This window comes from Ensifer sp. R-19 (genome assembly GCF_049905105.1).
In the GTDB taxonomy this organism is placed as follows: domain Bacteria; phylum Pseudomonadota; class Alphaproteobacteria; order Rhizobiales; family Rhizobiaceae; genus Ensifer.
The window spans coordinates 1,401,378-1,426,229 of the sequence record NZ_CP184569.1; the positions used below are offsets into that span (position 1 = coordinate 1,401,378).

25 protein-coding genes and 5 tRNA genes are annotated in these 24,852 nt (G+C 60.7%); 17 read left to right on the forward strand and 13 right to left on the reverse strand.

Features of this window, described 5'->3' with window-relative positions:
• Positions 1-154: 154 nt before the first annotated feature.
• The 4 genes from ACN9MO_RS06875 to ACN9MO_RS06890 form a co-directional block, all read right to left on the reverse strand.
• A tRNA-Glu gene (locus tag ACN9MO_RS06875) sits at positions 155-229 on the reverse strand.
• Positions 230-429: 200 nt separating this feature from the next.
• A tRNA-Glu gene (locus ACN9MO_RS06880) sits at positions 430-504 on the reverse strand.
• Positions 505-640: 136 nt separating this feature from the next.
• Positions 641-1,975 carry a YcbK family protein gene (locus tag ACN9MO_RS06885; protein WP_113133174.1) on the reverse strand — a complete coding sequence of 445 codons (1,335 nt, stop codon included), beginning with the start codon at positions 1,973-1,975 and terminating at the stop codon, positions 641-643.
• Between the two features lie 397 nt (positions 1,976-2,372).
• The gene (locus tag ACN9MO_RS06890) at positions 2,373-2,813 is read right to left on the reverse strand and encodes a VOC family protein (protein ID WP_057255868.1); all 441 of its coding nucleotides are present in this window, start codon (positions 2,811-2,813) and stop codon (positions 2,373-2,375) included.
• Positions 2,814-3,009: 196 nt separating this feature from the next.
• Between ACN9MO_RS06890 and ACN9MO_RS06895 the strand changes: the two genes are divergently transcribed.
• From ACN9MO_RS06895 to ACN9MO_RS06905, 3 genes are all read left to right on the forward strand, one after another.
• On the forward strand, positions 3,010-3,588 hold the full coding sequence (locus tag ACN9MO_RS06895) for a cold-shock protein (RefSeq protein ID WP_043623636.1): 579 nt from the start codon (positions 3,010-3,012) through the stop codon (positions 3,586-3,588).
• The gene (locus ACN9MO_RS06900) at positions 3,588-4,067 is read left to right on the forward strand and encodes a DUF192 domain-containing protein (protein ID WP_057255869.1); all 480 of its coding nucleotides are present in this window, start codon (positions 3,588-3,590) and stop codon (positions 4,065-4,067) included. Before ACN9MO_RS06895 ends, ACN9MO_RS06900 begins: the two co-directional genes overlap by 1 nt.
• A 184-nt stretch (positions 4,068-4,251) precedes the next feature.
• Positions 4,252-4,899 (forward strand): outer membrane protein, encoded by a 648-nt coding sequence (locus ACN9MO_RS06905; RefSeq protein WP_057255871.1) that lies wholly within the window; start codon positions 4,252-4,254, stop codon positions 4,897-4,899.
• Between the two features lie 48 nt (positions 4,900-4,947).
• On the opposite strand, the gene ACN9MO_RS06910 is transcribed toward ACN9MO_RS06905, so the two are convergent.
• Positions 4,948-5,589, reverse strand: a complete 642-nt coding sequence (locus tag ACN9MO_RS06910) for a DUF1062 domain-containing protein (protein WP_112996633.1) — start codon at positions 5,587-5,589, stop codon at positions 4,948-4,950.
• A 486-nt stretch (positions 5,590-6,075) separates the two neighbouring features.
• Positions 6,076-7,260 carry a GGDEF domain-containing protein gene (locus ACN9MO_RS06915; protein WP_112996634.1) on the reverse strand — a complete coding sequence of 395 codons (1,185 nt, stop codon included), beginning with the start codon at positions 7,258-7,260 and terminating at the stop codon, positions 6,076-6,078.
• A 243-nt stretch (positions 7,261-7,503) separates the two neighbouring features.
• Here ACN9MO_RS06915 and ACN9MO_RS06920 point away from each other — a divergent pair.
• The 3 genes from ACN9MO_RS06920 to ACN9MO_RS06930 all read left to right on the forward strand — a co-directional run bounded on the left by ACN9MO_RS06920 (position 7,504) and on the right by ACN9MO_RS06930 (position 8,251).
• Positions 7,504-7,580 (forward strand) — tRNA-Pro (locus tag ACN9MO_RS06920).
• A 252-nt stretch (positions 7,581-7,832) separates the two neighbouring features.
• A complete protein-coding gene (locus tag ACN9MO_RS06925) occupies positions 7,833-8,138 on the forward strand; it encodes an ETC complex I subunit (RefSeq protein WP_034791376.1) in 306 nt (101 codons plus the stop codon).
• Between the two features lie 36 nt (positions 8,139-8,174).
• Positions 8,175-8,251: transfer RNA gene (locus ACN9MO_RS06930), tRNA-Arg, on the forward strand.
• A gap of 64 nt (positions 8,252-8,315) precedes the next feature.
• Here the strand turns inward: ACN9MO_RS06930 and ACN9MO_RS06935 are convergent.
• Positions 8,316-9,128: an alpha/beta hydrolase gene (locus ACN9MO_RS06935; RefSeq protein WP_057255877.1), complete on the reverse strand. Its 813-nt coding sequence runs from the start codon at positions 9,126-9,128 to the stop codon at positions 8,316-8,318.
• 459 nt (positions 9,129-9,587) lie between these two features.
• On the opposite strand from ACN9MO_RS06935, the gene ACN9MO_RS06940 reads away from it, so the two are divergent.
• Positions 9,588-10,568 carry a GlxA family transcriptional regulator gene (locus ACN9MO_RS06940; protein WP_057255879.1) on the forward strand — a complete coding sequence of 327 codons (981 nt, stop codon included), beginning with the start codon at positions 9,588-9,590 and terminating at the stop codon, positions 10,566-10,568.
• A 164-nt stretch (positions 10,569-10,732) separates the two neighbouring features.
• Here ACN9MO_RS06940 and ACN9MO_RS06945 read toward each other — a convergent pair whose 3' ends face one another.
• From ACN9MO_RS06945 to ACN9MO_RS06955, 3 genes are all read right to left on the reverse strand, one after another.
• Positions 10,733-10,996, reverse strand: coding sequence for a hypothetical protein (locus ACN9MO_RS06945; RefSeq protein ID WP_057255881.1), 264 nt, complete (start codon positions 10,994-10,996; stop codon positions 10,733-10,735).
• 269 nt (positions 10,997-11,265) lie between these two features.
• The gene (locus ACN9MO_RS06950) at positions 11,266-11,520 is read right to left on the reverse strand and encodes a YMGG-like glycine zipper-containing protein (protein WP_057255883.1); all 255 of its coding nucleotides are present in this window, start codon (positions 11,518-11,520) and stop codon (positions 11,266-11,268) included.
• Positions 11,521-11,725: 205 nt separating this feature from the next.
• Positions 11,726-11,968, reverse strand: coding sequence for a hypothetical protein (locus ACN9MO_RS06955; protein ID WP_057255885.1), 243 nt, complete (start codon positions 11,966-11,968; stop codon positions 11,726-11,728).
• A 198-nt stretch (positions 11,969-12,166) separates the two neighbouring features.
• Between ACN9MO_RS06955 and ACN9MO_RS06960 the strand changes: the two genes are divergently transcribed.
• On the forward strand, positions 12,167-12,496 hold the full coding sequence (locus ACN9MO_RS06960; RefSeq protein WP_057255887.1) for a hypothetical protein: 330 nt from the start codon (positions 12,167-12,169) through the stop codon (positions 12,494-12,496).
• 179 nt (positions 12,497-12,675) lie between these two features.
• Here the strand turns inward: ACN9MO_RS06960 and ACN9MO_RS06965 are convergent, their stop codons facing one another.
• Together ACN9MO_RS06965 and ACN9MO_RS06970 are read right to left on the reverse strand one after the other, a co-directional pair.
• Positions 12,676-12,867: a hypothetical protein gene (locus ACN9MO_RS06965; protein ID WP_425986964.1), complete on the reverse strand. Its 192-nt coding sequence runs from the start codon at positions 12,865-12,867 to the stop codon at positions 12,676-12,678.
• 755 nt (positions 12,868-13,622) lie between these two features.
• Positions 13,623-13,698, reverse strand: a tRNA-Lys gene (locus ACN9MO_RS06970).
• Between the two features lie 191 nt (positions 13,699-13,889).
• Between ACN9MO_RS06970 and ACN9MO_RS06975 the strand changes: the two genes are divergently transcribed.
• Both ACN9MO_RS06975 and ACN9MO_RS06980 read left to right on the forward strand, forming a co-directional pair.
• A complete protein-coding gene (locus ACN9MO_RS06975) occupies positions 13,890-14,636 on the forward strand; it encodes a cytochrome c biogenesis CcdA family protein (protein ID WP_057256079.1) in 747 nt (248 codons plus the stop codon).
• Between the two features lie 226 nt (positions 14,637-14,862).
• Positions 14,863-15,825 carry an AEC family transporter gene (locus tag ACN9MO_RS06980; RefSeq protein ID WP_112996236.1) on the forward strand — a complete coding sequence of 321 codons (963 nt, stop codon included), beginning with the start codon at positions 14,863-14,865 and terminating at the stop codon, positions 15,823-15,825.
• Here the strand turns inward: ACN9MO_RS06980 and ACN9MO_RS06985 are convergent.
• Entirely contained in the window at positions 15,793-17,004 is a 1,212-nt protein-coding gene (locus ACN9MO_RS06985; RefSeq protein ID WP_057255894.1) for a UbiH/UbiF family hydroxylase, read from the reverse strand. The two genes, ACN9MO_RS06980 and ACN9MO_RS06985, sit on opposite strands and share 33 nt — an antisense overlap.
• A gap of 275 nt (positions 17,005-17,279) precedes the next feature.
• Here ACN9MO_RS06985 and pcsA point away from each other — a divergent pair, with 275 nt between their 5' ends.
• From pcsA to ACN9MO_RS07020, 7 genes are all read left to right on the forward strand, one after another.
• Complete coding sequence (pcsA, locus tag ACN9MO_RS06990) at positions 17,280-18,005, forward strand: phosphatidylcholine synthase (RefSeq protein ID WP_057255896.1); 726 nt, start codon at positions 17,280-17,282, stop codon at positions 18,003-18,005.
• 9 nt (positions 18,006-18,014) lie between these two features.
• Positions 18,015-18,992, forward strand: a complete 978-nt coding sequence (locus ACN9MO_RS06995; protein ID WP_057255898.1) for a quinone oxidoreductase family protein — start codon at positions 18,015-18,017, stop codon at positions 18,990-18,992.
• Between the two features lie 48 nt (positions 18,993-19,040).
• Entirely contained in the window at positions 19,041-20,615 is a 1,575-nt protein-coding gene (locus ACN9MO_RS07000; RefSeq protein WP_057255900.1) for an ABC transporter ATP-binding protein, read from the forward strand.
• On the forward strand, positions 20,605-21,699 hold the full coding sequence (locus ACN9MO_RS07005; protein WP_057255902.1) for an ABC transporter permease: 1,095 nt from the start codon (positions 20,605-20,607) through the stop codon (positions 21,697-21,699). Before ACN9MO_RS07000 ends, ACN9MO_RS07005 begins: the two co-directional genes overlap by 11 nt.
• Positions 21,699-22,619: an ABC transporter permease gene (locus tag ACN9MO_RS07010; protein ID WP_057255904.1), complete on the forward strand. Its 921-nt coding sequence runs from the start codon at positions 21,699-21,701 to the stop codon at positions 22,617-22,619. Before ACN9MO_RS07005 ends, ACN9MO_RS07010 begins: the two co-directional genes overlap by 1 nt.
• 48 nt (positions 22,620-22,667) lie before the next feature.
• The gene (locus ACN9MO_RS07015) at positions 22,668-23,738 is read left to right on the forward strand and encodes a BMP family ABC transporter substrate-binding protein (protein WP_113133130.1); all 1,071 of its coding nucleotides are present in this window, start codon (positions 22,668-22,670) and stop codon (positions 23,736-23,738) included.
• A 264-nt stretch (positions 23,739-24,002) separates the two neighbouring features.
• Positions 24,003-24,746: a FadR/GntR family transcriptional regulator gene (locus tag ACN9MO_RS07020; RefSeq protein ID WP_057255908.1), complete on the forward strand. Its 744-nt coding sequence runs from the start codon at positions 24,003-24,005 to the stop codon at positions 24,744-24,746.
• The last annotated feature ends 106 nt before the right edge of the window (positions 24,747-24,852 follow it).

Consider the following 24,852-nt stretch of genomic DNA (forward strand, 5'->3'; position numbering starts at 1 on the left):
AAGCGCCAATCTCAGGATTTTTGTGCTTTTCCTGTTCAAAACAACGAGAAAAATTCGGCGCCTGAAGGCCGGAATCGGAGACGTGTCCGAGGCAGGAAATCACCGTTTCAGACGAGGAAAATATCGATTTTCATGGGGGAGGAGATCAACACAGTGGCACGCCCTAGGGGAGTCGAACCCCTCTTCCCAGAATGAAAATCTGGTGTCCTAACCGATAGACGAAGGGCGCACTTGCTGTGTGGGCGCCTTATAGCCAGCGACTCTGGATACCGCAAGCGCCAATCTCAGGATTTTTGTGCTTTTCCTGTTCAAAACAACGAGAAAAATCCGCGGACTAAATGACCGGATTGGAAGACGTCGGCGACGGGAAAGATCGCTGTGTCAGGCGGGAAAATCAGTGATTTATGTGGGGGAGGAAGCTCAACACAGTGGCACGCCCTAGGGGAGTCGAACCCCTCTTCCCAGAATGAAAATCTGGTGTCCTAACCGATAGACGAAGGGCGCACTCGCTGTGTGGGCGCCTTATAGCCAGCGGATTTGAGAACCGCAAGCGGCAATCTTCATATTTCTGTAAAAATTCCACAGTCGCGAGCCGAAGGGTAGATTCCTTGGAATAATCCATGGAAACAAGCGGTTGGCTTCAGCCCTTGCCGCGCCGGCAGCGCCAGTTCCAATCTCGCTGAGCGCCGATGTCGATATGGACCGACTCCGTATGGCAATAGGTGCCGACGCCGCCGCGACCGGGAACGCTGCGCAGGAATTCGGCAAGATCCCACTTGCTGACGCCTTGGACCTGGATGTCTGCTGCCTCGCAGCGGGTATGCAGCGACTGCTTCGCCCGGTTGACCTTGATCGGCCTGAGGCCGGAGGTCACCATCACCTGCTTGCCGTAATGCGTTTCCACCTTCTTCAGCATCTGCATGAGCTCAGGCTTGAAGCAGCCGGCATCAACCTTCTCGGTCTGCAGGATCAACCCGCTCGGGGCCAGCCGTGCCAGGCCCGACAGGGATGCGACCTGAACCGGCGCGCCATCGTCGTCGTCGCCGAGATGTTCCTCGTGCTCGAAATTATAGAGCGAAGTCAGCTTGACGCCCGGAAGCGTGTAGGCGAGGGAGGCCGTCTGCGGCCGGCTCGCGTTGCTGGTGGTAATCGTCTTTTTTTCCGCTGGTTGCGCGGCGCGCAGTGCTTCCTGCTGTTTTTCCTTGCGTTTCCCGGCAAAGAGCGTTGCGAGTGTCCAGGTTTTCGGCGCTTCCTTGTCGCCGTCGCTTTCCTTTGCCTCCGCGGTCGCCTGCATCGGTTCCGCGATCGCCACTTCAGCCGCGGCTGGCGCAACCTCTGCATTGGCCAGGGCCTGAGGTGCAGCCGATTTTTCGCCGCCGGCGGCCGCCTCGGCGCTGAGCGGTACGGGGACGGCTGCGGGAAGGGCGTCCGGCGCCGGAGTGGGAGCGTAGGCTGCGACCGCCGTGTCTGCCGGCGCAGCGGTGGCCTCGTTCGCGGCACCCTGTTGCGGCGTCATGATGGGCTGAGGCTGTCGCTGGGTGCCGCTGAACAAGCTGTTGGTGGTTGCGTTCATGGCGGGCTGGCCCGCCGGCAGCGGCACAGTTCCATTGGCCTGCGGCTGGGTATTCGGCATGCCCTGCGTCGCCGCTGCCTGTCCGTAGATGCTGGAAGAAGCGGCACGCAGGCCTGTGTTCTGCATCGTCAGGGACTGGGCTTGCCCGGAATCCTGCGTGGTGGCGGTCTGTTGCGCCTGCGGATCGCTGCCGAGCGCGGCCACCTGCGCATCCCGGACCGTGCCTTGCTCGGCCGATTCGGCCGCCTGGGCCGCTGTCTGTCCCTCAAGGCCCAGCCCGGCGGTGACGTCGTTGTCGGCAACGGCCGACACGCAGCCGCTGAGTGCCAGGAGTGAGACGGATAAAGCTGCCGCCCGCGCAATGGCAGCGAGCACTGCGCCCTTCGTATCCGGATGTTGCAACGTCCTATCCCCGCTCTCCGTGCATGACGGGCGAAACCTTCGCCTTGTCGTGCATTAAGTCTCAGTTCCGAAACATCGCTCAGAACAAACAAACTCATGTTTCTCGCGGCGGTCCGAAAGAACGCCACGGGAAAAGATCAGGCCAAGTACAAAGGGGGTCGCCGCCACGAGACATCGCGGATAGGACCCGGCATCAACGTTTCGCGCGAAAAAATACTCAACGACACGCGATTTGTAAACCGGCGCTAACCTTGAGCCCGCATGTTGCACACATGCAAAGGCCCGGATCGACCGGGCCTTGGATCATTCATTGCTGCTGCTGATCGGCGACTCGGCCATGCCAGCCGGTATGACCGGCCACATAGGGGCATCCTCGCCAGTCAGAATTGCGCGGGGCTTACCATGCGCCGGTATTGGCCATCGAAGCCCAGGGCTCCTGCGCCGGACGGTTCTCGCCCTTCTGCAGGATTTCGATCGAAATGCCATCTGGGGAACGTACGAAGGCCATATGGCCATCGCGCGGCGGGCGGTTGATGGTCACGCCATTGTCCATCAGATGCTGGCAGAAGCCGTAGATATCGTCGACCTCATAGGCGAGGTGACCGAAATTGCGCCCGCCGGTGTAATCTTCCGTATCCCAGTTGTAGGTGAGTTCGAGGCAGGGTGAGAGTTCTCCGCGTGCGCGATCGATGTCGCCGGGGGCCGCGAGGAAAACGAGCGTGAAGCGGCCTTTCTCGTTCTCGTAACGGCGGATTTCGGTCAGGCCGAAAAGCGTGCAGTAGAAGTTCAAGGCCTCGTCCAAATTCTTGACGCGAACCATCGTGTGCAGATAGCGCATTGCAATGTCCCTGTTTTGCAGAAGATGGCGTATACTGAGCCGCCAGCAAGCCAGAGGCAAGGCTGCGTCCGCATATTAGATCTCGGCCAAAATATGCCGAGGGTCTTGCGTATCCGCGGCGGGACGATGTTATTCTGGTCAATAAGAATCAGTTAACCGTATCGGTAGTCGCGCGTAAACGAGGGGCTGGGAGAGAATGGCGGATAGGACATCTTCAAAAGACGTCATGCATGGTGACGACTTTGGCAGTGACGCTCTCGACCTCATCGAAATCACGGGCGTGATCAAATGGTTCGACGTCGCCAAGGGCTTCGGGTTCATCGTGCCTGACAACGGCATGCAGGACGTGCTGGTCCACGTGACCTGCCTGAGGCGCGACGGTTACCAGACGGTTCTCGAGGGCGCGCGCGTCGTGGCTCTCATCCAGAAGCGCGATCGCGGTTACCAGGCATTCCGCATCCTGTCGATGGATCAGTCGACCGCCGTACATCCGTCTCAGCTTCCGCCGGTGCGCACCCATGTGCAGGTGACGCCGACCAGCGGCCTCGAACGGGTCCTGGTCAAGTGGTTCAACCGCACCAAGGGCTTCGGCTTCCTGACGCGCGGCGAGGGGACCGAGGACATCTTCGTTCATATGGAGACCCTGCGGCGCTTCGGCCTCACGGAGCTTCGTCCGGGACAGGTTGTCCTGGTGCGCTTCGGCGATGGCGAAAAGGGCCTGATGGCCGCCGAGATCCATCCGGACGGCCCGTCGCCGACGAGCCGGTCGCACTGATGCTCGCGGTACGAGATCTTTCCGGAAAAAGCGCCCTGGTGGCGCTTTTTTTGTTGTTCGCCTTTGCCGCTGCGGCTTTGGCGGAGGTTGAGTTCACCACGGACAAGATGCGGCTCGTGACCGCCGACAGGAAGGTGCACGAACTGACCGTCGAGCTTGCCGTCGATCCCGACCAGCGTGAGCAGGGACTGATGTTCCGCCGGTCGATGGCGCCGGATCACGGCATGTTGTTCGATTTCGGTGAAACCCGCCGCGTGATGATGTGGATGAAGAACACCTATCTGCCGCTGGACATGCTGTTCATCGACAACAAGGGCGTGGTGCGGACGATCCGCCAGGGCGCCGTCCCATTTTCCGAAGCGATCATTGATTCCGGCGAGCCGGTCGCCTTCGTTCTCGAGCTCAATGCCGGCACTGTCAAACGCCTTGCTATTCGGGCCGGAGACCGTCTTGAAGGCGCTCGAATCCCGGGGCGATGATCCCGGGGGAGATGATCACAAATCGACAGCTGGCATCCGTTGGCCTTGTAGTTTGGGCATCAGCGCCTAAATCACCTGTATCGAGACGAATCGATCCTTTCGATGACGACTGCAAAGCCTTTTGGGCAGACTTCAACTTAATAAGTTGCTAATATTCTGCCGAAGACGACAGGAGGCATCTGTGATGGTCCGGAGTGTGGTTGTTGCGATCGTGGCGGCCGCTGCGTTCGCGCAAAACACGATGGCGGCAGACCTGACGCCGGCGCTGGAGCCGGCGCCGGTTGTAGAAACGCCGCCCGTTTTCGTATGGACCGGCGGGTATGTCGGCCTTCAGGGCGGTGGCGGCTGGCTGAATGGCGATTTCAGCGCGCCCGGCGGCAGCGGTTCAGAAGATTTCAACGGCGGCTTGCTCGGTGCCTTTGCCGGTTTCAACTATCAGCAGGGTGATTGGGTCTACGGCATCGAGGGCGATGTCAACTACAACTGGAATGACAAGAGCGTCGATGTTGGCGGAACCTCCGCCGAAGTCGGCACCGATGTCTCCGGCGCGATACGCGGACGCGTCGGCTATGTGCTGAACGACAAAGCGCTGCTTTACGGGGCAGGAGGCTGGGCGGTCACCCGCGGCTTCGTCGATGTGCCCGGAGCCTCGAAGGAGAAAGAGACCTTCAACGGTTGGACGATCGGCGCCGGTGTGGATTATTCGTTCACCGACAACGTCTTCGGGCGCGCCGAGTATCGCTACAACGACTATGGCGACAAGGACATCGGCGGCGTCAACGTCGATCTCGATCAGCAGCAGTTCACCATCGGCGTCGGTGTAAAATTCTGACCAATGCGCAGGCAGCGCCAGCATCTGGCCGCCGCTTCCTTGATTCGTTCATGCAGGCTGCAATATTCCCCCTGCGCGATCGGCAATTTCGCCGCGATCGCCTTCGTCCGAGAGATCGAGAGCCACGCGCAGACCGTTTCGGATGGGCCGTTGCAACGCCTTGCGTGAGCCGGACAGCAGCGTAAGCCGTCCTGCTTCCTCAAGCCGGACGAGCCTGTTGCGCGACAGGCCGAGTTCCGCCGACAGCAGGCGATCCGCCCGCATACTGACTGCCAACGGCACCTCAAGGACGATCTCAAGATGGGTACAGGCGTCCCGCGGTTGAGCGACGACGCGCCTTGTCACATGGCAATCGGCGAATTCTTCGATCTTGTCGGTGCTTCGGCGAAGGCCCTCGACGTCGAACGAGACCCGGCGAATCCAGCCCGGGTCGCTATTCTGAAGCGCGTCGAGCGTATCGGGCGCGATGTCGCGGACATACTGCCGCTCGAAGATCGGGCGATTCCAGGTGTCGTCGCAGTCGGCGCAGCGATAGATCAGCCAGGCATCCAGCCGCCGGCCGTTGGCGTTCAGCCGCGTCTTGCCGCTGCATTCGAATGGGCGCGCGCCGCGGCAGCGGCTGCAGGCGAGCCAGGGGCGCGGCGCGGCTTGTGGTTCAATGGTCCACAGGACCGTCAATGTGTGAGACATGTCGTCTGGTTCTTCCAATAGGAAGTCCATCGAGACGACGGTTTGAGTACCCGTTCCGGGGACGCGGTCTGGCAGCGTTTGTAGGTGATGGTTCCGCCTGGTGGTGTTGCACCGGGCTTGAGATCGGCAATGCCATTCCGGTCTCGAACCGTCACCTCAACGAACGCGTGAAATATCACACCGATAGCGTCGGGCGCTATCGGGCGTACGGGGTGAAACTAGCGAGACCGGATTTTACAAAGGCAAAGCGAGACTCCAGGAGAGCGCGATTGTGGCTGCATGCCCGTTCTACACCGCGGCGTGTGCCGCGCAAAGTGCGGAGTTGCCATGCTTACGCGCCATGGTGGCTTTTTGCTCGGAATAGGTGAAATTTGGCCACAGGCAATTTCGCTCAATAGGAGTAGTATGAGGCATTACACCTCCAATCTGGAGCGGCCTCTGCATTAGGACGGCCGCTTCTTTTTTGGACGGCGTAGCCGTTCCTCCTCAGCCGACGCGGCCGAAACTCAGCTCCATTGACAATGAAGCAGGTGCAGTCGCTGCGGAAAATGACGTGACGCGGTTGCGACCGCTGCGCTTGGCCTCGTAGAGCGCCGCGTCTGCCCTGTTGAACAGGTCCTCCCACGAACCTTCGTCGCCGCCGGCTGCGAGGCCCATGCTGACACTGAGCACTATGCGTTGCTCGTTGCCGATCACCACGAGTTCTTCGACGGCGCGACGCAGGCGCTCGGCGATGACAAGCGCCTGCGCTTCGCTGGTCTGCGGCAGGTAGAGGCCGAACTCTTCCCCGCCAAGGCGGGCGAAGCAATCGCCCTTTCTGAGGTTCTTCCTCATCAGATCGGCAAAGGCGATCAGCGCCTGGTCGCCGGCTTGGTGGCCATAGCGATCGTTGATGCGCTTGAAGAAGTCCAGATCCATGACGATGAGGCAGTCGCCATGCCAGTTTGATCCAGGCAGTTGCGTGAGAAACCAGCGTCGGTTGCGCGCGCCGGTCAAGGCATCGGTGTCGGCTGAACACCTGAGCTCGGCTTCGGCCCTCTCCTTGACGAGGACGAGCGCAAAAAGGGCGATCGCGAAGTGGCATATGATCGAGAGGAAAAAGGCGTAGGTGGTGGTGATCGGTATGACGCCCGGCTTCACAAGACCGATCACCACGGCAAGGCAGAGGCTGGCACCGATGGTCATGGCCGCCGCAAACAGCGCGCGTACCGGCAGCGGCTCCCTGTTGCGATCGGCGATGACGGCGAGGGCGGCGGCCGCCAGAAATGCAAAGGCGGTGGCATTGAACACACTGGCGCGGATGTAGTTGACCACATGGAAATGCGTGGCAAGACCGATTGCTGCGCCCGCGGCCGGTATCGAAAGTGCCAGCCAGTCCGCCTTGCGTCGCCGGCCAGCGCTCAAGCGGCGCACACCGATCCAGAACAGCGCATAACCGCCGATCCCGAGCGTGAAGCTCGAAAGCGTCCACAGATAGGCCGGCAGCAGCTGCTGTTCGCCGTAGCCGGCGAGCGTCGACGCAAGAGCCAGGAAGAAGAAGCCGCTCGCGAGAATTCCGAGACCTTCATCCCGCGGCGATTGCCAGCGGGCATAAAGAAAGCAGAACGCGCCGACGAGGAACGACGATTTGTGAAGCAGCAGAACGGTGGTGAGATCGAGTTGGGTGTTCATGGAATGATGCTCGGGCGGGCTTGGGAGGCTGGCGCGGTGCAGTTGTGCACCCTTGGCTCTAGCGGCAATGGATTTAGCGATTACTAAACTCGAATGATAAACACACACGTTTGTCCCATTTCGGGACATTTCTGCCAGCCGAGGGCCATGCGCGGGACGAATGCAGGTTTTATCAGTGTGGACGTCAACGAAATTACATGTTGCAGGCCAAGGGCGAAGCGTGTATCTCCGGCGCCGTTGGCACGGAGTGTAGCGCAGTCTGGTAGCGCATCTGGTTTGGGACCAGAGGGTCGGGAGTTCGAATCTCTCCACTCCGACCATCGTAACGCCGAAGGTGGCGTTCCTGATCTCCCTGCGTCTTTTCACTTCGTCAGATATTGCCTTTTGGGCACTTGTTGAACGGCGACTGCAGGGCCGTGTCAGCGAAACCTGTATCCCGCGCGGTCGTCTAGCCGAAAAGCCGAATTTATCCGGCCAAAAGTCATTCCGTTTTAAATCAATCTGCGTTATGGGATGACGGAATGCTGGCGCCCGTGAATGTTGCCAGCGAAAGTATGGAGCCGTTCGAAACCATGTCCGCAAAGATCTATCGTCCAGCAAAGACCGCCATGCAGTCTGGCAAGGCCAAGACGAATCTGTGGGTGCTGGAGTTTGATCAGGAAAAGCCGCGCACGATCGACCCGATCATGGGCTACACCAGCTCCGGCGACATGAAACAGCAACTGCGGCTGACCTTCGAAAACGCCGAGCAGGCCATCGCTTATGCGGAGCGCAACGGCATCGAATACCGCGTGATCGCGCCGAAGGAAGCGACGCGAAAGAGCGTGTCATATCCGGACAACTTCCGTTTCAACCGGATGCAGCCCTGGACCCACTAAGTCCTCCGGTCGCATTCGGCGGGCAAAGCCCGGGACGGCCCCTTAGCTCAGTTGGATAGAGCACCTGCCTTCTAAGCAGGTTGTCGCAGGTTCGAATCCTGCAGGGGTCGCCAAGTTTCTAACGATCTGTTTCTTCGATAGAATTTGTGGATCCTGTCACGAGGTGCGGAGGGCGGCCTATGTGGCGTTCCGCTTCAGCGCCTCCACGAAGTGGATAACCTCGCTTACCGTATTGTCGTTCCAGATGTCGTTGTGGCCGGCGCGCTCGTCGATCTGCATCTGCTTGGGTTCAGGCGCAATGCGATAGAGCGCCTCGCCCGACGACAGGGGAATGCTGTCGTCCAACCGCCCGTGAATGAAAAGCTTTGGTTGCTTCACCGTCGTTATTTTGAGGTCGGAGCGGAAGGGATCCTTGATGAGAAGTGCGACCGGCAGGAACGGATAGCGCGCTTCGGCGGCCGACAGAACCGACAGATATGGGGAGATAAGGATCACGCCGGAGACTGGCCTTTGTGCCGCCGTGTTCACGGCGACGCCGGTGCCGAGCGAGCGGCCGAGCACGACGATGCCCCCTTTGTTGCGATGCGCCAGCCAGTCGAACGCCGCGATGCCGTCGGTCAGCAAGCCGTCCTCGCTTGGTGAGCCGGTCGATCCCGGATAGCCGCGATAGGAAATCGCAAGCAATCCAATGTCCCGCGCAGCCAATGCCTGTGCGAGAAACCCATAGTTGTCTGTTCGATCTCCATTCCCGAAAAAGAGCAGCACACCGGGTTTGTCGGGCTTACCGTGACTATAAAGCCCGTGCAGCGTCTCACCATCCGGTGTTTTGACGGAGACGTTCTCACCCCAACTCGCTGGGTTCGGTGCGGCAGTGGCGTCGGCACCGGGATAGAGAAGGGTGCGCTGCGAAAAATAGATGAGGCCGAGAAGAACGAGATAGGTCAGCACCGCCACCAGCGGCAAGATGAGTAGAAATCTTGTGATGCTCATGACGCCACATCCAGCTACAGGGAGAGAAGAGTCTCCGTCAAAAAAAACGACATCGATCGAAATATCCGAAAATATTGATGCTGAGTACTGCAGTGTCAGCGGATGGTGCGAAACGTCCGGAGCCAGTGGCGGATATGTTCGCTAACATCCGGTAGAAGTTGTAATTGGTCTGTATTTTGCTCACGCCGTGCCGATCCTCGACGTCCGCACGAAGACTGGACCAGGTGAGCCTGGTCGACAATGTCTGTGACGGCCGCCTGCGGCCCTTCCTCTTGTGATGACACATAAAAAAACGGGCCGGTGGATGGCTCCAACCGGCCCGTTCCGGCAAAAGGCGGAAAGGGGAACGTCTCTGCGCGGGGCTGCAGCGCCGCGCGTAGGGAGATCGATACGGACTGATAATGCCCGAACGCCATTTCCGGAATTGACATTTATCGCTCAAAAATTGACATTTCCCGCATGCCCTCCGATGGACGCCCACAATCTGTGATCGAAGTTTCTGTTGTCATCCTGCCGGAGTCGTCGATCATGTCGCTCGCCTCGGTGCTGGATCCAATGCGCGCTGCCAACCGCATCTGCGGTCGCGATGTATTTCGCTGGCGGTTGCTCTCGGCGGATGGAAAGGCGGTGACGTTGACCTGCGGCGTGCCGATCGTGGTCGATGGCACCTTTGCCCAGCCGCTCGCCGGCGACGCGCTGCTGGTGATTGGCGGTTTCAATCTCGACCGGCATGTGGGAAAAAAATTCATCGGGATCCTGCAGGAGTCCTCCCGGCATTTCGACATCGTCGCCGGCATCGAGTCAGGCTGTTGGCTGCTCGGGCGAACCGGCTTGCTCAATGGCCGGCGGGCGACCGCCCACTGGGAAGAGCTCGAAGATTTCAGCCAGGCTTTTCCGGCCTTGACCGTGCTTGGCGACCGCTTCGTCGCCGACGGCAAGTTCTGGACATCGGGCGGCGCATCGCCGACCTTCGACATGATGCTGCACTGGATCACGCAGAGATTGGGTTCGGCGCTGGCACTCGATGTCGCCAGCATCTTCGTCTACGACCAAACGCACAACGCGACCGACGTTCAGCCATTCGTTTCGCTTGGGCGCATCGAGACGCGCGACCCGGAGCTCGCCGAGGCGATTCGGCTGATGGAGCGCACCCTTGAGCGTCCGTTGACGATCGCGGCTTTAACGAAGCGGCTGTCGATTTCGCAGCGCAAGCTGGAGTTACTTTTTGCGCGGGGACTGTCGACCAGTCCCGGCGCCTACTATCTGCGCCTTCGCCTTCAGGTCGCACACCGTCTGGTTCGCGATTCTGGCAGCCCGATTCGCGAGATTGCACTCCGCTGCGGCTTCGACAGCCTGTCGGCTTTCTCGCGTGCCTATAGCCGCGAATACGGCATGAGCCCACTGAAGATGCGGCTGGCGCGGCGAGCGGCTGCGGCTTAGCGTTGGCAAAGGCCAAACGCGCCTGCTGCATGTTTTTGTCCTTTAATCGTACCCGATTAAAGGACAAAAAAATGCAGCAATTCAAAGTGCTACAGCGACCTTTGCGCGTCTGATAAGACGCGCGGCGCTGTAGACATCTCAGATATTCAGATCAGGACTAGGGGTCAGTGGACCGTCTGCGGCGGTTCGTCGGTAAACGCCTGGATGCCGTCTCGCCGCACGGTCGCAATGAACTCCTCAAAGGCTTCGCGATCGGTGGGGAAGGGTTCCTCCCACGTGGTGGAAAAACCTTCCTCATCGATAACCTCGAGGACCCAATCGAGATTCGAGCCCGCTGGCCGATAAATGCGCAATTCGACGACGACGCCGTCGTCACTGAACTGGCCGGAAAATTCTGAATACTCGTACGTCTGCTCTTCGTCAGTCATTTCCGCAGTCTAACACGCTTGATAAAGGACGTCTCATGCTGTTCGGCAGTTATCGCTGCTCCAGCGGGCATCGATGCTAGTCGTCACCGCCATCTTGTACTTGGCACCGAGAAGCTGGTGCCGGCATGGCTTGGCCCCATCCAAAAACATGGCCCGACCGCCCAGGCGCTACGCGTGGCGGCTAGGTTGTTGGCGATGGGAAGGCCGCTGGCCAGATTCGAAGCTACGGAGCGTCGAAATTGACACCCCGTCCGCTCCGAATGTTGCTGTTATCGGCAGCGTGCTTCGTATCGCCGACCGTAGCGATCACGATAGATGCAATAGCCGGCGCGCTCTTGCGAACGACCGATCAGGTTGCCTATGACGCCGCCGGCGACAGCGCCGATTGCCGCGCCGCCCCAGCTATCGCTCACGGCGCCCCCGATGATGGCACCGGTGCCAGCGCCAATCGCCGTCCCTTTCTCGGTCTGCGTGCAGGACGCAAGCGTACCAATCATTCCAATCGCAATGATAAGCTTTTTCATGCTTTCACCCCTTTGCTACAAATCAACCTGGGAGTTCACCACTCTGCATCCTCAGCGCGAGCTTAAGCATCTACGCAACGCGCGCAATTGTCGATAGTGGTGTTTTGCTGGGAGCAAGGAATCTCTGACGGTCAGGCATTGCTCGCTCGAGGCCCACAGCCGGCGGTCCACCAACCGGCGGTAGATCATCTAAGCGCAGGGGCAACTATCGCCAGTAGCTTTGCCCGCTGGCGACCGACGATCGGCCCATGACGTAGCCAATCGCAAACGCAAGCAAGCCGACGGCAAGCGCTAGTCCGGCTGCAGTGTACGGGTGATCTGCGGCCCCGACCGCCGCGGCGTTTGCCTCACGGCTCACGGCGTCGGCGGCTGTCTTTGCGACCTTGCGGGCGCCTGTAGGTGGTTCGATGGGTTTTCCGGTGAAGCCCGCTTTCAGATCTTTCGCCACGATGTTTCTCCTTGTGGTGGTCAGGGAAGGAACTGTCGATTCGACAGGAAGTTCCGGAACTGCACGCCTGCGCCGCCGCCATACCGCTCGCGGGGACGGCTCCGATGGTGCCAGACCACTCGGCCCGTGCGGGGTCCATTGTTCATCGGAGGTTCAGGCTGATCAGCCCACAGTAATTGGCAGATAGGAGGAGTTACGATGAAAAAGCTCTTATCCGCCTTCGCAGCGATTGGCTTGGCTGCGTCTTTCGCGTTGCCGCTAAGCGCCGCTCCGATTTTCGCGCCGAAACCCGTCCAAGTGCAGACGGACACTGTCGAACTGGTTAAGCACCGGAGTCATCGTCATTGGCGCGCGGATCGCCGGTGGGATCGTCGGTGGGATAGGCGGTACGCCTGCGGTTACTATGGCAGGTGCTACCCCCGCCATTACGGTTACTATGGTGGCTACCGTGACCGCGGCTACTATGGCTACCGCGACTATTACCGCTACCAGCGTCGATCCGGCGTTACGGTCTACTTCGATTTTTAGCGGGAATCGCGTGAGGACATTCAGCAGGTCGATGAGGTCGTCGGCTTGCGCTCGGGCATGACCCCCTCATAGTGGCGAGAATGCACAATGTAAGCTGCCAACGCGCCTCACATTATTGCAGATCAGATAGCCTGCTGGTGATCTTGAACTTAAGTCCAGTGTGATATCCCGAAACGGAGCTAGGCATCCGGGCGATATCGAGCGGCGTCGGAATTCTGCTCCCGCCACATGGCGTCGCCGAACAGTGCGGCCTCGTCGCTCAGTCCCTCGCGGAATTGATCGGTGATGTACCGGGCCAGTAAATCGGCGCGTTTTCCATGACGCGGGATACTGCACCAGATGCACACCCGGTCGAACGTCCGTTGAAGCATGTCTAGTTCGTCCGGGGTGATCCGAGCGCCCTTTAGGCTCTCCTGAAATATCCACTATCGAGACCTCTTGGTTGCCCTGCCGAAGAGTGTCCGCGTTCGGATCCAACGCAGCGGATTTGCTACCGACTCGTCGAGATAGGCCAGGTACTTCAGAGCAACGCTCTCGCGGACGCCGCTTAGGTAGAAATCCATAATTCGTTTTGCGATCGCTTCGGCCGACTTGCACTGTTCCGCGACAATCCGAGTTCGCGCAGGACGTCCTTAAAGATCTGTTCGATTTGATTCATTTCGTGAGGGAGAAGGACCGTCGAATTGGTTCGTCGCGAGGTACATCGCGCGACCTCCTATACTGGGGCGAAAGCGTGATGATCTTCCAGCCGCCGAGGCCCTCATCTACGCCCGGCGATGGCGCGATTATGAGCCGACACTGCGGCAATGCAACTAGACGGAAGTTGCGGGCCTCGGGGTGACCGTCGCCAAAAAGGCGCGCTACGGATTTCTCGTTGTGACAAAGCTAGTGCAAATGTGTGCCAAAGCCGCCGCCGCGCCACATCCAAGTGGCAACTTCCGGGCGCATGCAAGGGTCTCTGGAGCCGACGGCTCTGAAGGCGTTCCGCCCTCATGTTTTCGTGAGACCATTTTGATACCGGGAAGGGCGGGAAGCGCCTAAAAAAGCCCGGAGAATAAGGGAAAGCATGTTATTGCTGGGGCGCATGAAAAAGGGGCTAGGAATGGCCCTAACCCCTTGAATTCGTTGGTGAGCGCGCAGGGATTCGAACCCTGGACCTACTGATTAAAAGTCAGTTGCTCTACCGGCTGAGCTACGCGCTCCCTGGCCGCGGCTGTGAAGCCCGGCGGAAGTGGGCGGACATATGCACGCGTGTTTCCTGTCGGTCAACCGAAAAATTGCGGCTTTTGTGAAGAAACGGTGCATGGCGCAATGATCGCCAAAAGGTGATTGGTATCATCATGATCCTGCGGCTAAGGAATGGCCCAAATGCCGCATGCCGGAGTTCTTGCCGTTGTCGATCGCCGATATTTCCATCTGGACCGCCATTCTTGCCGGCGCCCTCTCGTTCCTTTCCCCTTGTGTTCTGCCACTCGTGCCGCCCTATCTTTGTTACATGGCGGGCGTTTCGGTCGACCAGTTTCGTAGCGGCGATGCGGCGACGGTCGGAAGCACCCGGCGTGCGGTCCTGCCGGCGGCGCTGTTGTTCACGCTCGGGTTCGCAACTGTCTTTGTGGCCCTTGGGGCAGGGGCCTCGTCGATCGGCATGCTGCTCAGGCAGCATATGGATCTCCTGTCGCGCATCGGCGGCGTGATCATCATCATCATGGGCCTGCATTTCCTCGGCGTGTTCAAGATCGGGCTGCTGGCGCGCGAGGCACGCTTCCAGGGCGGCGGCAAGCCGGCGACGCTCTCCGGCGCCTATATCATGGGGCTAGCCTTCGCCTTCGGCTGGACGCCCTGCATCGGTCCGGTACTCGGCACGATCCTCGGTGTCGCCGCTGCTCGTGACACGGTGTCCGACGGCGCCATGCTGCTGGCCGTCTATTCGCTCGGGCTTGCCATTCCGTTCTGGATCGCGGCTGGCTTCTCTGGCGCCTTCATGCGCTTCCTGTTGCGCTTCCGCCGTCATCTCGGCCTGGTCGAGAAGCTGATGGGCGGCCTGTTGGTGCTGGCGGGCCTCGCTTTCCTCTTCGGTTTCATCAGTTCCGTCGCCATCTGGTTCCAGACGACCTTCCCGATCCTGATGAAAATCGGCTAGGGCATACCCTCGTATTTCGGAATCACTTTTCCTAAGGGCCGGCCTAATCGTCAGGCCGGTTCATGGGCTAGGCGTGCGAAGGCTACTGCATGTTTCCTTTAATCGTACCCGATTAAAGTACAAAAACATGCTGCAATTCAAAGTGCTGCAGCGACCTTTGCGCGTCTGGTAAGACGCGCGGCGCTGTAGGTGCCGGCGCGGGGAAGTGAAAGATGCGAGGGGAAAGATGACGGAAATCGCGGGCCTGGTGATGCCGTTCTTCGGCCTGATCTTTCTCGGCTATCTGACGGCGCGTTTCGTCCAGCATCCAGGCGAGGCAATGGGGTGGCTCAACACTTTCATCATCTATCTCGCCCTGCCAGCGCTGTTCTTCAAGCTCGTCTCACGCACGCCGATCGAGCAGCTGGCGCGCGCCGACTTCATCCTGACGACGGTCGGGGCGACTTATATCGTGTTCTCGCTGATCTTTCTCATCGGCGTCTATATCAGGCGCAACTCCATTGCCGAGGCGACGATCCAGGGCTTCGGCGCCGCCTATGGCAATATCGGCTACATGGGTCCCGGCCTGGCGCTTCTTGCGTTGGGTGATGCGGCCGCGGTGCCGGTGGCGCTGATCTTCAGTTTCGAGAATGCAGCCCATTTCGCCGTCGCGCCGGCGATGATGGCGATATCAGGCGGCCGACAGGAAAAACCGCTGGTGTTTGCCGCAAGTGTCGCGCGCAAGATCATCCTGCACCCGTTCATCCTTGCGACGCTCGCCGGCGTCGTCGCCGCCTTCTTCGCGGTGCTGCCGCCGGTGCCGGTTCAGCGGCTCATCGATTATCTCGCGCAGTGTGCAGCACCTTGCGCGCTCTTTGCCATGGGCGTGACACTGGCGCTGCGCCCGATCAAGCGCATTCCCGTCGAGATCGGCTACATCGTTCCGGCCAAGCTGCTTTTACATCCGCTCGTCATGTTCACGGCCATGAGCCTGACGGGCAACTATGATCCGATCTGGGTGCAGACCGCGGTGCTGCTGGCAGCACTACCGACGGCAACGAACGTCTTCGTCATCGGCCACCAGTATGGCGTATGGCAGGAGCGGGCCTCGGCGACGATCTTGATCACAACGACGCTGTCGGTCGCAACCGTCACCGGCCTGCTTTACCTGATCCGCTCAGGCGCTCTTCCGCCCGATCTTTTCCCGTAGGCTATCCCTAAAGGCGTGAAGCGCGCTGCCGGGATGAACGCCTTCGCGCATCAGGAGGCTGCGGAGCGGCCCGACGGCGGAAAGCACGTGCAGCCCGAGGGCGCGTAGCGCCTGCACCGGCAGGAAGCCGGAAAGCAGCGAGCGATTGAGCAGATCCACGCTCGCCGTGCGGCTGATGATGTCCGGCCGGCGGCGGCTATCGAAACGATCGCCGATATCGCCGGCGAGCGTTTCTCCACTGGCCGTACCGATGATATCGACGAGCGTCATCACATCGCGCAGGCTGAGGTTCAGGCCTTGGGCACCGATCGGCGGAAAGGCGTGCGCCGCCTCGCCGAGGAGCACGACACGCCCCTTGCCGAAGCGCCGCGCGGTCATGCCCGAAAGCGGGAAGGATTGCGGCGTGCCCTCGACCGTCACCTTGCCGAGAATCGATTGCATCCGGTCCTCGACCGCGCGGGAGAGTGCAGCAAGATCCAACGTCAGCGTCTGTGCGGCATCGTCGGGTTTGCGTACCCAGACGAGGCTGGAGCGGTTGCCGGGCAGGGGAACCTGGGTGAAGGGGCCGCTTTCGGTGTGGAACTCGGTCGAGATGTTCTGGTGCGGCAGTTCGTGCGCAAAGTTCAAAACGACCGCCGTCTGCGGATAGGACCAGGTGCTGACGGAGATCTTTGCCGCTTCGCGCACCGGCGAGCGGCGGCCATCGGCGCCGACGAGCAGATGCGCACTGCATTGGCTGCCGTTTGCCAGCTCGATCGTCGCGACAGTATCCGAAAGGTCGAAGCCGATTGCGGAGGCGGTGATGCGCGTCAGCTTCGGGCTCTCTTCGGCCCGCTGGCGGAGAATGTCGATGAAAGGCGCGTTCGGGATGTTGTAACCAAAGGCGTCGAGCCCGACTTCCGAGGCGCGAAAATTGACCGGCGGCGCACGCAGCAGCCGGTTGGTTCCGTCGAGAATGCGCATGGTCGAGAGCGTTGCCGTCAGCGGCTCGACCTTTTCCCAAAGGTTGAGCTTTTTGAGATACTCGATCGATTGGTCCATCAGCGCCGTGGTGCGTCCGTCGGCGACCGTCGGCTCCGGACCGATCAAGGCGACGTGGTAACCGGCGTCGGCAAGCGCGATGGCCGCGAGCGATCCCGCGAGACCTGCACCGATGATGGCGATATCGTAGTGATCCATGAGGCAACCAACCTTTCACGCACGCTGCGAGGCGTCTTGGCCGAGCCTCGATCATACCTCTAGTCGCGGGCGAGAGCGAAATAAATGGGTAGAATCAGCGCAGAAGCAATTTGCAGGTGTCCACAGGACAATGGGGCTGCAGGAAGCGACCGAGCTTGAATTTTAGTGGCGATGCGTTGCAAAGGGTGCATATTACGCCCAATGCGCCGCAGAGCGGTTGAGGCGGGCTTCCGGGTCCGTACGGGGAAAACAGCAGGGGTGGGCGGCGTCCGCAGATGAAGTTCTTTAACTACAAACGAGTTCCCTACGCCGAGATTCGCGCCTTTTCCGTGCATATCTTGACCGCCTCGGGATCGTTTCTTGCTTTCCTCGGCGTCGTTGCGGCGGCCGAGCACCGCTTCGTCGATATGTTCTGGTGGCTGGGCCTGGCGCTGCTCGTCGATGGTATCGATGGGCCGATCGCCCGCAAGGTCCGCGTCAAGGAAGTGCTGCCTAACTGGTCGGGCGACACGCTCGACAACGTCATCGACTACGTGACCTATGTCCTGCTGCCGGCCTTTGCGCTCTATCAGAGTGGCATGATCGGCGAGCCATGGTCCTTCGTGGCGGCGGGTGCGATCGTCGTCTCGAGCGCGATCTACTATGCCGACATGGGCATGAAAACGGATGAATACTTTTTCTCTGGCTTCCCCGTCGTCTGGAACATGGTGGTCTTCACGCTGTTCGTCATCCAGGCGAGCGAGGTGACGGCGTCGGTCGTCGTCTTCGTCTCCGTGGTGCTGACCTTCCTGCCGATCAATTTCCTTCACCCGGTCCGCGTCCAGCGTTTGCGGCCGCTGAACCTCGGCGTCTTCCTGATCTGGTCGGCGCTGGGTGTCTATGCGCTGCTCCTGCATTTCGCGACGCCGGCTTGGGTCGTGACCGGTTTTGTCGTGACAGGCATCTATCTCTACGTAATTGGCTTCGTGCTGCAGATTTTTCCAAGTCTCGGCCAGAAATAGGAGCAGGCAATGGCACAGGCGATTGTGGTACGCGAACTCGGTGGACCGGAGGTCCTGAAACTCGAAGGCGTCACGCTCTCGCCGCCGGGTCCGGGCGAGGTGCAGATCCGCCAGGTTGCTGTTGGCCTCAACTTCATCGACGTCTATTTCCGCACCGGCCTCTATAAATCCGCCTCTGGCCTGCCTTTCGTGCCGGGCAAGGAGGGCGCAGGCATCGTCACGGCGGTTGGCGATGGCGTCAGCCTCTTCTCCGTTGGTGATCGCGTCGCCTATGCGTCGGCCGACGGCGCCTATGCCAGTGAGCGCAATGTCGACGCCTCGCAACTGGTGAATGTGCCAGACGGCATCAGCCTCGAGACCGCGGCGGCGATGATGTTGAAGGGCATGACGGCGCAATATCTGCTCAACCAGACATATCAGGTGGGCCCCGGCGCGACGATCCTGTTCCATGCGGCCGCCGGCGGCGTCGGTCTAATCGCTGGGCAGTGGGCAAAGGCGCTTGGCGCAACCGTGATCGGCACCGCGGGCTCGCAGGGCAAGATCGATCTGGCGCTGGCGCACGGCTACGACCACGTCATCAACTACAGCACCGACAATTTTGTCGCGCGGGTGAAGGAATTGACCGATGGCCGCGGTGTTGATGTCGTCTACGATTCCGTCGGGCGCGATACCTATCCGGCGTCGCTGGACTGCCTGAAGCCGCGCGGTCTCTGGGTCAGCTTCGGCAATTCGTCCGGTCCGGTGGACGCGTTTAGCATCGGCATTCTGGCGCAGAAGGGATCGATTTTCGCGACCCGTCCGACACTCTTCGGTTACGTTGCCACGCGGCCTGCGCTGGAAGCGTGTGCAAATTCCCTGTTTGATATTGTGCAAAGCAACAAAGTGCGTATCAATATAAATCAGACTTATCCGCTCGCCGATGCAGGGCGGGCGCATACGGATCTCGAGACAAGAAAAACAAGTGGAACAACACTGCTGATTCCGTGATCGAAGCCTTAAGGCGGACGCGGATCAACAGAGGGGAAAGAGGGCAGCGTGCCTGTTGAGGGAGTAGCGGCGAACGGTCACCTATTGGCTGTGAGCAACCTGACGAAATTGTTTGGCAGCTTCGCGGCCTGCAATGGGATCAATCTGCAGATTGAACAGGGCGAAATCCACGCCCTTCTCGGCGAAAACGGTGCCGGAAAATCGACCCTGGTGAAGATGCTGTTCGGCGTATTGGCGCCGACGGCAGGAGAGATCCTTTGGCAGGGCCAGAGCGTGCGCATCGCCAATCCCGCCGCCGCGCGCAAACTCGGCATCGGCATGGTTTTCCAGCATTTTTCGCTGTTCGAGGCGCTGACCGTCGCGGAAAACATTGCGCTCTCCATGGATGCGAACATCTCGCTCGCGAAGGTGGCGGAAGAGGCTTCGCGCCTATCGCATGCCTACGGCTTGCCGCTCGACCCCAAGGCGCATGTGGCCGATCTTTCCGTGGGCGAGCGCCAGCGGATCGAGATCGTGCGCGCGCTGCTGCAGAACCCGCGCCTCATCATTCTCGACGAGCCGACTTCGGTTCTGACTCCGCAGGAAGCCGATCGCCTGTTCGAAACGCTCTACAAGCTGAAGGCGGAGGGCCGCTCGGTTCTCTATATCAGCCACCGGCTCGAAGAGGTCCAACGCATCTGCGACCGCGCAACGGTGCTGCGTCACGGCAAGGTGACGGGCGCTTGCGATCCGAAGGCGGAGACCCCGTCGTCGCTGGCGCGCATGATGGTTGGAAGTGACGTCGCGGCGGTGACGGCCGAAGGCACGAGCGCCAAGGGCCAGGTGCAGCTCGAGGCGCGGCATCTGACGGTTCCGGCCCGCACACCCTTTGCCGTTTCGCTGAAGAACATCTGTCTAAAGGTCCACGCCGGCGAGGTGCTGGCAATCTCCGGTGTCGCCGGCAATGGCCAGGGCGAACTCTTCGATGCGCTGTCGGGCGAGTATCCGGTCGTTGACGAGAATGCCGTGCAGATCCGGCAGAAGCCGGTCGGCAACAGGAACATCAATGCCCGCCGCCTGATGGGCGCGGGCTTCGTTCCCGAAGAGCGCCACGGCCATGCCGCCGTATCGGCGCTGCCGCTCTCGGACAATCTCGTGCTTGCCCGCAGCCGTTCGGACGCCAAGGCATTCCTTGGTGGCGGTTTCCTCAAGATCATCCGCCGCGATGCGGTGACGAGCGCCACGAAGCGCATTTCCGAGGCGATGGACGTGCGCAAGAGCGGCGAGGACCCGCCGGCGGGCTCGCTGTCGGGCGGCAACCTGCAGAAGTTCATCGTCGGCCGTGAGCTCGACCGGCAGCCGAGCGTGCTCGTCGTCAATCAACCGACCTGGGGTGTCGATGCCGGCGCCGCCAGCCGTATTCGCCAGGCGCTCGTTGACCTTGCCAAGGCGGGCTCGGCTGTTCTCGTCATCAGCCAGGATCTGGACGAGATCTTCGAGGTGGCGACGGAAATCGCCGTCATCAGCGACGGGCGGCTCTCCGATCCCTATCCGGCGAAAGAACTCTCGCGCGAAAAGATCGGCCTGCTGATGGGCGGCATGTACGGCAAGACGGAAGGCACGGAGGCCGCACATGCGCATTGAACTGGAAAAGCGCGCCAAGGTCTCGACGCTGTTTTCGATCCTGTCGCCGTTCATCGCCTTCCTGCTGACGATTGTCTTCGGCGGCATCATGTTCGCGCTGCTCGGCAAGAACCCGGTGATGGCGCTCTACAGCTTCTTCGTCGAACCGTTGAGCGAGGTCTGGTCGCTGCACGAACTGGCGATCAAGGCAGCCCCCCTGATCCTGATCGGCGTCGGGCTTTCGGTCTGCTTCCGCTCCAACAACTGGAACATCGGTGCCGAGGGCCAGTTCATCATGGGCGCCATCGCCGGTTCGATCCTGCCGGTGGTCTTCTACGACTGGCAGTCGCCGCTGGTGCTGCCGCTGATGATGCTAATGGGCATGCTCGGCGGCGCTTTGTTTGCGGCAATTCCCGCCTTCCTCAAGGCGCATATGAACACCAATGAAATCCTGACGAGCCTGATGCTGGTCTATGTCGCTCAGCTCTTTCTCGACTGGCTGGTGCGTGGCCCCTGGCGCAACCCGGGTGGGATGAATTTTCCGGAGACGCGCACTTTCGCCGTCGATGCGATCCTGCCGGAGATGATCGCCTCGGGACGGACCCATTGGGGCTTCGCTTTCGCCATCATCGCGGCAGTCCTCGTCTGGTTCATGATGCGCTACACGCTGAAGGGCTTCGAGATTTCCGTTCTCGGCCAGTCGGAACGGGCAGGGCGGTTTGCCGGTTTCTCGTCGCGCCGGATGATCTGGTTTTCGATGCTGCTGTCCGGCGCCTTGGCTGGGCTCGCCGGCATATCCGAGGTCAGCGGTGCGATCCAGCAGCTGCGCCCGGTCATCTCGCCCGGCTACGGCTTCACCGCGATCATCGTCGCCTTCCTTGGTCGCCTCAATCCGCTCGGCATTGTGGCCGCCGGCCTGGTGCTCGCCTTGACCTATCTCGGCGGTGAAGCGGCGCAGCTTTCGATCGGCGTTTCCGAAAAGGTGACGCGCGTCTTCCAGGGATTGCTGCTCTTCTTCGTGCTCTCCTGCGACACCCTCATCCACTACCGCATCAAACTGGTCTTCGACCGGTTGACCGCGACAAACACCGAGGTGAGCCGCTGATGGGTATTGTCGAAGCGATCCTCTTGAGTGTCATCACCGCCGCGACCCCGCTGGTGCTCGCCGCGATCGGCGAACTGGTGACGGAACGCTCAGGCGTTCTCAACCTCGGCGTCGAAGGCATGATGATCATGGGGGCGGTCTCCGCCTTCGCGATCACCCAGATTACCGGCTCGCCCTATCTCGGCATGCTTGCAGGTGTTGCCTGCGGCGCGATCTTCTCGCAGCTCTTCGCTTTCCTGACGTTGACGCTCGTGGCAAACCAGGTGGCGACCGGCCTTGCCCTGACGCTGCTCGGGATCGGCGTTTCCGGCATGATGGGCGAGAGTTTCCTCGGCCTTCAGGGCATCAAGCTGCAGCCGATCACGATACCGCTTCTGGCGGACATTCCGGTTATCGGTCCGCTGCTGTTCCGACAGGACATCATCTTTTATCTATCGATTGCGATTGTCGCCGGCGTGCACTGGTTCCTGTTTCGCAGCCGCGCCGGTCTCAAGCTCAGGGCTGTCGGCGACAGCCACGCTTCCGCGCACGCGCTCGGCGTTGACGTCATCCGCACCCGTTATCTGGCCGTCATGTTCGGCGGCGCTTGCGCCGGGCTCGCCGGTGCGCAGCTGTCGCTCGTCTACACGCCGCAATGGGTGGAAAACATGTCGGCGGGGCGCGGCTGGATCGGGCTGGCGCTGGTGGTCTTTTCTTCCTGGCGGCCCTGGCGGCTGGTGGCCGGCGGCTATCTCTTCGGTGCGGTCTCGATCAGCCAGCTGCATGCGCAGGCCTTCGGTCTGGGTATTCCCTCACAACTCCTTTCATCGCTTCCTTATGTGGCGACGATCGTCGTACTCATTCTCATTTCGCACAACCGGCGCATGACCTTGATCAATACACCGGCATCGCTCGGCAAACCGTTCGTGCCGGACCGCTGACAGACAGTATTTCAGACAAACGTTTCTCAAACCGACAGGGGTAAAAAAATGAAGAAACTACTGCTCGCTCTCGCAAGCACCGCGGCGGTGATCGGCTTCGCCACGGGTGCCAGCGCTCAGGAAAAGGCCAAGGTCTGCTTCGTCTACGTCGGTGCCAAGACCGATGGCGGCTGGACCCAGGCGCACGACATCGGCCGTCAGGAGCTGGAAAAGCAACTCGGCGACAAGATCGAGACCCAGTATCTCGAAAGCGTGCCGGAAGGCCCCGATGCGGAGCGCGCAATCGAGCGCCTGGCACGCTCTGGTTGCGGCCTGATCTTCACGACGTCGTTCGGCTTCATGGATGCGACCATCAAGATCGCGCAGAAGTTCCCGGACGTGAAGTTCGAACATGCCACCGGCTACAAGACCGCGCCGAACGTCGCGACCTACAACAGCCGCTTCTATGAAGGCCGCTACATCCAGGGCCAGATCGCCGCGAAAATGTCGCAGAAGGGCGTCGCCGGCTACATCGCATCCTTCCCGATCCCGGAAGTGGTGATGGGCATCAACTCCTTCATCATCGGTGCGCGCTCGGTAAACCCCGATTTCAAGATCAAGGTCGTGTGGGCAAACACCTGGTTTGACCCCGGCAAGGAAGCCGATGCCGCCAAGGCGCTGGTTGACCAGGGCGTCGACATCCTGACGCAGCACACCGACACGACGGCTCCGATGCAGGTTGCCGCGGAACGCGGCATCAAGGCCTTCGGCCAGGCTTCCGACATGATCAAGGTTGGCCCGGAGACGCAGCTGACGGCCATTGTCGACACCTGGGGCGCCTATTACATCAAACGCACGCAGGCTTTCCTCGACGGCAAGTGGGAAACGACATCGAGCTGGGACGGCCTGAAGGACGGCATCCTGACGATGGCGCCCTACACCAACATGCCTGATGACGTGAAGAAGCTGGCCGAGGAAACCGAAGCCAAGATCAAGTCGGGCGAGCTCAAGCCCTTCACCGGCCCGCTGAAGAAGCAGGACGGCAGCGAATGGCTCGCAGCCGGCGCAACGTCTGATGACGGCACCCTGCTCGGCATGAACTTCTACGTCGAGGGCGTCGACGACCAGCTGCCGAAGTAAACGGCTGCACAGAAGCGAAGTGGGGCAAACCCCGCCGCCTGGCGGGGTTTGTTCGTTTCAGAATGGGGCATGGCAAGCCTGTGCGGCTACGATCGGACATCGTTTGCCAACGCCGATTTCGCCTGTCTTTCCGGGGGCTTTCCGGAATCGGTCGATCAAACTACACTCGTTTGCGCAAGTTTGGACAAACGGTCGGCGGCGCTGCGCAGCACCGATATCCGTGTGTCGGCAAAGTCAGGCAGGGGAGTGCCTGGAGGAGATGGATTGAACAGGAGTTTGCTGGAAACCGTTGTGTCCGGCTCGCGCAAACGCACGAGCCATGCGCATGTCGTCGATCAACTGGGAAAGGCGATCATATCCGGCGAGTTTCCTGTGGGCTCGATCCTTCCGGGAGATCCGGAGCTCGCCGCGCGCTTCAAGGTGTCGCGAACAGTACTGCGCGAGTCCATGAAGACGCTTGCCGCCAAGGGGCTGGTCGTGCCCCGTGCCCGCATCGGCACGCGCGTAACGCCGCGCAACGACTGGAACCTGTTCGACAGCGATATCCTGACCTGGCATTTCGAGTGCGGGGTCGATGAAGATTTTCTCTACCACCTGAGTGAAGTGCGCCTCGCCTTCGAGCCGCATGCAGCAGCCCTGGCCGCGCGAAACGCCTCGGAAGCGGAAATCAGCCGTATGATGCGGCTCGCCGTTGCCATGGGCGAAGAGGGACACACGGCAGAGAGCCTTGCCGTGGCGGATCTGAAATTTCACCTCGCTGTCGCCGAAGCCTCCGGAAATCCGTTCATGCGGACGGTCGGCGGGCTGATTGAAGCGGCGCTGGTTGGCGTCTTCAAGCTGAGCTCGCCTGTCGCCGAAAGGGGCGGCATAGACGAGGTCGCCCGCAACCATATCCGCATCGTTGAGGAAATCGGCCGCCGCGACGAAGTCGGCGCCCGGCTCGCGATGGAGAATGTGATCAAGATCGGTCGCGAGCGGGTCCGCAGCGCCTTGCATAACCGCGCCTGAGTTCAGCTTCTCCGGGATTGTTCGAAATCCCGCTATTGATGATCTCCAATGTTCAGCAGATCGCATAGATTTCAATGCTTGCGCTTGCTCAGATCGCCCGCTGGCC